The organism is Sphingobacteriales bacterium (assembly GCA_012517435.1).
Classification (GTDB): Bacteria; Bacteroidota; Bacteroidia; order CAILMK01; family JAAYUY01; genus JAAYUY01.
Genome location: JAAYUY010000043.1, coordinates 1 through 9,866, shown reverse-complemented (window position 1 = coordinate 9,866; position 9,866 = coordinate 1). Strand labels below are relative to the sequence as shown.

At 41.6% G+C, this 9,866-nt stretch carries 7 protein-coding genes; all 7 read left to right on the top strand.

The window, feature by feature from the left end; genetic code table 11:
- Positions 1-703 (top strand): O-acetylhomoserine aminocarboxypropyltransferase/cysteine synthase (locus tag GX437_02610; protein ID NLJ06542.1); only part of this gene is annotated, 703 nt, incomplete at its 5' end.
- Between the two features lie 25 nt (positions 704-728).
- A complete protein-coding gene (gene thrC / locus GX437_02605) occupies positions 729-2,078 on the top strand; it encodes a threonine synthase (protein ID NLJ06541.1) in 1,350 nt (449 codons plus the stop codon).
- A 64-nt stretch (positions 2,079-2,142) separates the two neighbouring features.
- Positions 2,143-4,107, top strand: a complete 1,965-nt coding sequence (locus tag GX437_02600; GenBank protein ID NLJ06540.1) for a T9SS type A sorting domain-containing protein — start codon at positions 2,143-2,145, stop codon at positions 4,105-4,107.
- 108 nt (positions 4,108-4,215) lie between these two features.
- Positions 4,216-5,766 carry a LysM peptidoglycan-binding domain-containing protein gene (locus tag GX437_02595; protein ID NLJ06539.1) on the top strand — a complete coding sequence of 517 codons (1,551 nt, stop codon included), beginning with the start codon at positions 4,216-4,218 and terminating at the stop codon, positions 5,764-5,766.
- 15 nt (positions 5,767-5,781) lie between these two features.
- A complete protein-coding gene (locus tag GX437_02590) occupies positions 5,782-7,281 on the top strand; it encodes a hypothetical protein (protein ID NLJ06538.1) in 1,500 nt (499 codons plus the stop codon).
- Positions 7,268-8,518 carry a hypothetical protein gene (locus tag GX437_02585; protein NLJ06537.1) on the top strand — a complete coding sequence of 417 codons (1,251 nt, stop codon included), beginning with the start codon at positions 7,268-7,270 and terminating at the stop codon, positions 8,516-8,518. Before GX437_02590 ends, GX437_02585 begins: the two co-directional genes overlap by 14 nt.
- A partial coding sequence (locus tag GX437_02580) for an MBOAT family protein (protein ID NLJ06536.1) occupies positions 8,515-9,866 on the top strand: 1,352 nt, incomplete at its 3' end. The genes GX437_02585 and GX437_02580, both read left to right, overlap by 4 nt.

Here is a 9,866-nt window from a genome sequence, read left to right as displayed (position 1 = left end):
CACCTGTGCCTCACCTGCATTAACCCGCCCACTAACCCTTGGCGCTGATATTGTCATCCAATCAGCCTCGAAAGTAATTGCTGCCAGCGGCCATTCCATTATCGGACTGCTTGCTGCAAGAAAAAACATCGTCAGCAAAGTGGGCAGTGATGAAATGAAAGCTGACTTTGCCACATGGGCTAAATTCTGGCCATTCCGCGACAACGGCCCGGCCATAAGCCCGATGAACGCTATTCTTACCCTGAACGACCTCCGTTCGCTACGGATGCGGGTAGCCCAGATGAGCCGTACAGCCATGCAGGTAGCTGAATTTCTCGAAAATCATCCCAAAATAAGCCGTGTTTATTATCCCGGTCTGAAAAGCTATCCGGCTTATGACATTGCAAAAAAATACATGAAACTGGCTGATACTGATGAGAATATGTATGGTTTCATGCTCGCTGCCGAAATAAAGGAAGATAATCCTTATGATTCTGTCAATACCCGAAGATTTTATGACGGATTGAAGATGATCTGGCGGGCAACCGATCTGGGACGCGTTAAAACAGTGGCCACACTGAATGCCATTTCCACGCATCAGCAGCAAGGTGAAGAAGGACGTAAACTGGCCGACATCAAGCCATGCCTCTGCCGTATTTCTGTGGGCATAGAAGATCCGGCTGATATAATAGCCGACTTAAGCCAAAGTTTAGACAAAATCTGATTTTTCGAACTTCAAAATTTAAAAGATGGTTTTGTATTACTCGACCAACCGACAGAGCCGTAAGGTTAGTTTCAGGGAAGCTGTTCTGGAAGGGCTTGCTCCCGATAAAGGCCTGTATATGCCTGATATTATTGTCCCTCTGTCTGAAGCTGTGATTTCCGGTTTTTCTGATATGAATTATCACGAAATAGCTTTTCACGTCCTGAAAAACTATGCCTCCGGGATTGATGAAAAATCATTGCAGCAAATGACAGAAGATGCCTACCGGTTTGAAGTTCCTCTTGAAAATGTGTATAACAATCTGTATGTCATGCGTCTCGATCAGGGGCCATCCGCTTCGTTTAAGGATTTTGGTGCCCTGATGCTGGCCAGATTCATCAGCTATTTTCTCAGGCAAAGCAATGAAAAGATGACCATCCTGACTGCCACCAGCGGGGATACCGGTGGAGCGATTGCCAGTGCATTTTATAAAATGGAAAACATTGATGTCGTAGTACTTTTTCCTGACAATGAAATTACCAACCGCCAGCGCAGGCAGATGACCACGCTTGGTGAAAATGTTACAGCCATCGCAGTCAAAGGAAATTTTGATGATTGTCAGGCATTGGTAAAAAAGGCTTTTGCGGATGAATCCTTAAAAGACCTCAGGTTATCGTCAGCTAATTCCATCAATATCGGCAGGCTGCTGCCACAGTCGGTTTATTATTTTTATGCCCATTCAAGATTAAGAGAGAAGTCAGACGATGGCAGGATTATTTTTTCGGTGCCATCCGGAAATTTTGGTAACATGATGGGTGGAATGATAGCAAAAGGAATGGGGCTCCCTGCATCAAAGTTTGTGATTGCCACGAACAGCAATGATGTCTTTCCGGTATTTATTCAAACTTCTGATTACAGGATTATTTCACCCTCGAGAAAATGCATATCCACAGCCATGAACGTAGGTCATCCGTCCAATATGGCACGATTGTTCGATTTTTATTCGGGAATGATGGATCATCAGGCAAATGTGTCGGTTCTCCCCTCCCTTATTCAGATGAAAAAAGATATTTACACCCTTTCTGTTAACGATGAACAAACCAGAAAGACCATCGTTGAAGCATGGGAGAAACACCATCTTTTGCTGGAACCTCACGGGGCTGTAGGCTGGGCAGGATTGCTAGATTTTCTTCAAAAACATCCTGAAAATGAAAACAAGTTATGCGTTTCAGTTGAGACGGCACATCCGGCAAAATTTCCGGAAGAAATTGTCAGCCTGCTTGGATTTGAACCTGAGTTGCCTGAAAGCCTTTCCGCTCTTGACCAGAAAGAAGAACATTATATACGTCTGGACAATAATTACGGTCATTTCAGCGAATTTTTGAAAAGCAGATGAAGCTGTTAAGATAACTGTTTCAGGAAATTCCGGGCAGGATTAACTTTGCAGAAAAATTAATGCTTTGAAGAAAATCCTTGCCATCTATATTTTTCTTTTTATCCTGACTTCTTCAATTACAGCACAGGAAAATGACTGTGATTATCCACTCCGGCAGCTTTATTCTCTGAACCATCTTTCTGAGACTTACCGTGGTAACGGATTTGCAGAAAATTACGACCTGAAATATCACCGGCTCTCGTGGTTTGTCAATCCCAATGAATATTACATTACAGGTGAGGTAATGTCGCTTTTTAAGGCAGTCAACGACAGCATTGATTTTCTTGAGTTTGAACTCACACACAACCTCACTGTTGACTCTGTTATTTTTCATGGAGAAAAAATTGCTTTTCTGCATAAAACATCTGGTATTCTGAGAGTTACACTTCCCGTATTTATCAGGAAAAACCAGCTGGACTCCATATCCGTTTTCTATCACGGTCAACCTGAAAACAATGGCTCAGGCTCTTTTGTAAAAGATATTCATAACAGTAATATCCCTATCATCTGGACACTTTCGCAACCTTATGGCAGCCGCGACTGGTGGCCATGCAAACATAGCCTCAATGATAAAATAGATTCAGTGGACATTTTTATTAAAACCCTGAAAGGAAATCTGGCGGCCAGTAATGGCATTCTTGTTTCTGAAAATGAGGACTCTTTATATTATTACTGCCACTGGAAACACCGTTATCCGATAGCTGCCTATCTGGTTGCCATTGCTGTAACAAACTATACCCGGTTTTCAGACTGGGTATTTTACGACAATAAATCTCTTGAAATACTGAATTACATTTATCCTGAATCTGTAGCAGGTTTTCGCAGCAACATCCAGCATACCATTGATGTGATGCAGTTTTACATCGAAAAATTCGGATTCTATCCTTTTGATAAAGAAAAATACGGACATGCACAGTTTGGGCGTAACGGAGGCATGGAACATCAGACCATGAGTTTCATGGGGCATTTCAGTGAGATGCTGGTTGCCCATGAGCTGGCTCACCAGTGGTTTGGCGATTATATCACCTGCAACAGCTGGCAGGACATCTGGCTGAATGAAAGTTTTGCTACCTTTTGCGATGGCCTGGTAACTCAACGTTTTCAAACGCCACAAACCTATCTCAACCTGCTTCGCGACAGAATAAGCAGCATTACCTCCCAGCCTGGAGGCTCTGTTTTTGTGCCTGCAGGCGACACCATGAGCGTCAACAGGGTGTTTAATTACCGCCTCTCCTACCAGAAAGGTGCCATGGTGCTTAACATGCTTCGTTTTATGTTGGGCGAATCTGCCTTCTTTACTGCTGTCAGAAATTACCTCAATGACCCTTCATTACGCTTTAGTTATGCCCGCACCGATGACCTGAGAAAGCATTTTGAACAGGTGTCGGGTCAGGATCTGTCTTCTTTCTTTCAAAACTGGATTTATGGAGAAGGCTTTCCATCTTACAAAATCACTTATTACCCTGTCAAAAACCACCTGACGATTATGATCGAACAGTTTACTTCACATCCATCGGTCAGTTTTTTCAGCAACCCTGTTCCATTGCTGGCAAAAGGGCTGTATCAGGACAGCCTGTTGGTTTTATATCCTCAGTACAATTCCCAGATTTTCGATATCGACCTGGCCTTTCAGGCCGATACACTGATTTTTGATCCCTATTATCATATTATTTCAGCAAGTAATTTGCTCATCAAAAAAAATATTCCTTTCGAAGAAGGCACCAAATTCATCGTCATGCCCAACCCAATCTCCGAAACATTTGAGATTCAGTTTCTTGAGCAACTTTATATAAAAAACATCACCCTCACTGATCTTTCAGGTAGGGTTATTTATGATTCGGGAGATCTGGGTAAAATTGTCGAACCCGGAGAAAAAAAGCAGGTTTCTCTGGCCGGGTTTAACTTAAAGCCGGGTTTCTACTTGCTTAAAATCACCAACAACTTCAATTATTCAGTCAAAAGGCTTTATGTTTTACCCGACAAACCATGACAACATATCCTGACCTTTTGTTCGGCAAATCTCTACAATGTTGGCCAATATTATCTTTTCAATTGCATAACAAAAAATCCTTAGCTTGCGGGCTGAAAAAAATGAACCATGCGTTTTCTATTCGCCACTTTTATACTGATTCTGTTTCTTATTCCTACTGAAAATCTGGCACAGGAAAATCCGGATACCATAGGAACAGACCCCATCATTACAACGCAGTTTCTGGATAATCTCGACAGTCTTGCCAATCTGTATTATATCAGACAGGCATTAAAACTTCAGAGCAAAACAAACGGGGCAAAAAAATCAGATCAGATTCCTGTTGAGCCTGATGAAGTTATTGAAAAAAGGTTGAACGATATTTCCTCAGTGATTCCTTTGCAATACAATAAAATTGTGAGGGCATATATCGATGTTTACACACTGAAAAAAAGGAATTTTGTTGAAGCCATGCTGGGATTGACAGATTATTATTTCCCCATGTTTGAAGAAGTGCTGTCACTTTATGGACTACCCCTTGAACTGAAATATTTGTCGATAGTGGAATCTGCTTTAAATCCGAATGCAGTTTCACGGGCAGGCGCTACCGGCATCTGGCAGTTTATGTACACCACTGCAAAAATCTATAACCTTGAGATCAACAGCTTTGTAGATGAAAGAAGAGATCCCCTGAAATCAACCTATGCGGCTGCGGAATACCTGAGCGAGCTGTATTCACTTTACGGAGAGTGGAGTCTTGCCATAGCTGCCTACAATTGCGGTCCGGGTAATGTCAACAAAGCCATCAGAAGAGCAAACGGGAAAAATACTTTCTGGGAAATTTACAAGTATCTCCCGATGGAAACCCGCGGCTATGTTCCTTCCTTTATTGCAGCATTGTACCTGATGAATTATTATGAAGAACATAATCTTCAAAAGAAACCCATTGATATTCCGTTGATTACCGACACTGTAATGGTCAGAAACGAGGCCAGCATTTCCCGCATTGCTGACTTACTTAACCTCCCTGTTGACCAGCTCCGTTATTTAAATCCGCAGTATAAAACGGATATTATCCCGGCAAAAACCAAACAGTATCCATTCAGGCTGCCGGTAAACTTCGGCCCATTATTTATAGATCTGGAAGACAGTATCTATAATATTCAACAGCCAGCAGCCGATACCACTTCCGATACCATAATAGTGCCTGAACCTCAGAAACCGGTGGTAAAAACCTACACCCCACGGGAACCCGAAAAACCTTCCAATACTGTAGCCGTTTATTATACTGTTAAAACGGGAGATAATCTCGGATACATAGCTACCTGGTTTGATGTCAGTATCAGTTCTATCAGGCAATGGAACAACCTCAGCCGCAACCTGATTCGTCCGGGACAAAAACTTGTAATTTATGTTCCAAAAAGTAAAGCCTCTTACTATAAAAACATCAATACCATGAGTTTTGATGAGAAACAAAATCTGAAATCACCATCAGCCAACACACAAAAACCTGCTTACACCGGACAGTATTTTTATCATACTGTCAAATCGGGTGAAACCATCTGGTCAATTTCAAAGTTGTATACAAACGTAACGGAGCAGGAAATTATGCGGCTAAACGGCATCACCAACTCGCGAAGCCTTAAACCCGGTCAAAAGCTGAAAATTCCAAAGAAATAACCTAAACCCATCTTGATGAAACCAGTCAGGATATTAGGATTTATGAGTCTGATTTATTTGTTTCTATTGGTTATTGCATATTTTTTTCCAAAAAACGGCATTTCAGTAACAGATTCTGTTCAGTTGAAATTTCCCGGGTTAAAAAATATTATCTTTCCAAAAACCATTACCTATACCGATATCAGTAAGATAATCAGAGGAAGCGATACCGGAGTAGTTGAAATAAATCAATATCCTGACCAAATCGACACCAACCTGAGTGCTGAAATGCGGGCAAAACTACACCGTCTGCAATTTCCAGGGAATAACCGAAGTGTTATTTTTCAGTTTCTGGAAGCATTGTTTCAACTCAAAAATGAACCCGAATTAATACGTATCATGCATTATGGTGATTCTCAGATAGAAGGCGACCGGATGAGCGGTACGATACGCTACAATCTTCAGAGCCTGTTCGGTGGTTCAGGGACAGGACTTTTACCCGTGCTGGATGTAACGCCTACGCTGTCTGTCAATAAAAGCTGCTCCCCAAACTGGTCAAGATACACCATTTTTGGCCGCCACGATACAACCAAAACCGGAAAACAGTTTGGCCCTATGCTTTCATTCTGCCGTTTTTCCACTTCCGTAATAGACAGTTCAGATAACGACAGCATGATGACAAGCGCATGGGTGAAGCTGACTCCTTCTTCAAGGGCATATTCTCGCACGGGAGACTTTGATCATTTGTCGATCTACCTCGGAAAAAACAAAAAGCCCCTGATCATCGAAGTGTATAATAAAGAAAATCTGATGGTTGTCGATACGCTTCCTCCTTTTTATGAATTGAAAAAATACACCTGCTATTTCAGGGAAAGGCCTTCAGAGATCACCGTTAAATTCAGGTCGGGCACCAGTCCTGTGGTCTATGGCCTTTCACTCGATAACTCCAGCGGCATTGCTGTTGACAATATTCCAATGAGAGGAAGTTCAGGGGTCGATTTTAACCGTACTGACCTGAAACTTTTGTCAAAATTTTATCAGAGCGAAAAGGTCAGGTTGCTGATTTTACAATTCGGGGTAAATGTCGCTCCAAATATTGTGGAAGATTATGGATTTTATGAGGAATGGCTTTATAAAAACCTGATCAGCCTGAAAAAATCAAATCCTCAGATGAGTATTATTGTGATTGGCATTTCAGATATGGCACGCAAGAGTGAAGAAGGAGGAGGATATGAAAGCCTGCCAAATATAGAAAAAATACGTGATGCACAGCGAAATGCTGCTTTCAGGGCAGAATGTGGATTCTGGGATACCTACGAAGCAATGGGCGGTAAAAACTCCATGCCCAGTTGGGTGTTTGCCAATCCTCCTCTGGCTTCTACCGACTTCACCCATTTCAATCCGGAAGGAGCAAGAATCATCGCCCAAATGTTTATTAATGCCTTACTCGCTGAATATGAAGATTATATAAAATCGAGGAAAACCATTGTCATCCCAAAATCAGATTCTCTTAAAACCAGAAATGGCAAAAATTAATCATATCGTTAGCTTATCCTTCTTTCTATTTTTAGGATGGTCATTACACGGACAGGACTACCCTTTTTCCCCGGAAAAATATGATTTCATCCAATATAGCCAGAATTACTTCGATTTCAGGGGAAACAGCATGAAGTACTATGACCGATTGTTTGGCAAATTTAACAGGCTGATTCTGAAAGGAGAAGGGCAGATACAGATTTTTCATTTCGGAGACTCACACATTCAGGCCGATTTTTTCCCCGGTGAAATGCGTAAGAGGATGCAGGAATTTTTTCAGAACACCGTTTCAGGGAGAGGCTTTATTTTTCCTTATTCGGTTGCAAAGACAAACGGCCCTCCCGATTATAAATCTTCCTCTTCCACTAATTGGGAAAGGTGCCGTAATGTTTCAGTTTCACCCGTATGTGAACTGGGTGTGGCGGGTATCAGTATCAGCACTCTCAGCAATCCTGCCGACCTGAGCATTTCCTTTAATAACAGTTCCTATCTTTTGCTGACTTTTAACAAAATACGCATATTCTATAATATTCAGGAAGTTTCTGTCCATTTCAGCCTAAGTAATTTTAATGGTAATATCATTGAAAATCATAAAGTTGATGAAGGTTATACCGAGCTGTTGCTTGACAGTTACCTCGACCGTATCGACCTGCTGATAACGAGAACAGATAGCATCAATAAACCATTTATCCTGCATGGAATTTCTTTTGAAAACAATGATCCGGGCATCACATACAGCTCGGTGGGAGTTAATGGTGCCGATACAAGGGCATTCTTGAAATGTACCTATTTCAGTAAGGAATTACAGGCCATTAATCCCGACTGGATTATTATTTCGCTGGGGACCAATGATGCTTATGCTAAATCTTTTGATGAACAAATGTTTTTCACTTACTACGATTCGCTGCTGACCAAAATAAGGCTTGTTTTTCCCGAAACTCCGGTTTTGCTGACCACTCCGGGAGACAGTTACAGGGGTAATAAGTATCTGAATCCCAATAATGAAAAAGCATGTAAAATCATCCGTTTACTGGCTGATAAACATCACGCGGCTGTCTGGGATTTTTATATGCTCATGGGTGGTTTCGGATCTATTAACCAATGGAATAAAAACGGATTGACCAATGCCGACCGTTTACACCTCAACCGCAACGGATATATTCTGCAGGGCGACCTGATGTTTGAAGCCTTTGTAAAAGCTTATGACGACTTTCTTGAAAGAAATAAATCCAGATGAACGACTTTCTGAAACATATCTTTTTTTACCAGAGCGACAGGCCACTACTGTTCACTCAGATGTATTTCTGGGTTTTTCTCCTGATAGTTTATACCGGTTACTGTGCCGTTTACGACCGTAAAAACCTCAGAAATGCTTACCTCTTCCTTGTCAGTATTTATTTCTATTACAAAACCAGTGGCTTTTATTTTCTCCTCCTGCTTTTTACCACCGTTTTCGACTACTCCAACGGACTTCTGATTGCCAGAACTTCTTCAAAATCAGGGCGTAAACTACTGATGTGGCTGAGTATTCTTGTTAACCTCAGTATACTTGGCTATTTTAAATACACTTACTTTTTTGCTGGTATTTTCTCCTCTATGCTTCATCATAGTATAACCCCGGTCAATATTTTTTCTCAGTTTACCAATACTTTCTTCGGTACCGATTTCGATATTACCCGTATTGTTCTTCCTGTTGGTATCTCTTTTTATACTTTTCAGAGCCTGAGCTATATCATCGAGCTGACAAAAAAACGGGTGGATGTTATAAAAAACTTTATGGACTATGGTTTTTTTGTAAGCTTTTTCCCGCAACTGGTCTCAGGCCCTATCACCCGCTCGTCTGTTTTCATACCCCAGATGAAGCAGCCCTTTCATCTGACTGCAGAAGACTTCAACAGGGCTGTTTTATTGATTATTACAGGTTTGATAAAAAAAATCGTCATTGCCGACTATATCGGATTTAATTTTATTGACCGTGTTTTCGACATGCCTTCATCCTACACAGGTTTTGAAAACCTGATGGCTGTCTATGGCTATGGTATTCAGATTTACTGCGATTTCTCCGGCTACACTGATATTGCCATCGGAGTCGCTCTTTTAATGGGATTCCGTCTTCCTGTCAACTTTAATTCTCCCTATAAGGCCGAAAACATTACAGATTTCTGGAAACGCTGGCATATCAGCCTTACCAACTGGTTCCGTGATTTTTTGTTTATGCCCCTTGCACTGGCTGTTTCCTCACGCCTGAAAAAAGAAAAGTATTTTTTCTTCAGAACTGATTTTTTAATCTATCTTTTTGCCGGAATGCTTACTTTCCTGCTTACCGGCCTCTGGCATGGTGCTGACATTCGGTTCATCATTTGGGGAGGACTGCACGGAATTCTGCTCGTGGGACATCGATTCTGGACAATAAATATTCGTAAACGCCTGAAAAAGAGTAAAAAACAGGTTTTTGGAAGATTCCTTTCCATTTTCATCACCTTTAATATCATCAGCCTGACATGGCTGGTTTTCAGGGCTAAGGACATGACAGAAGTCGGACAGGTATTGACCCGGATTGCAACTGCTTTCCGATGGGATCTTAT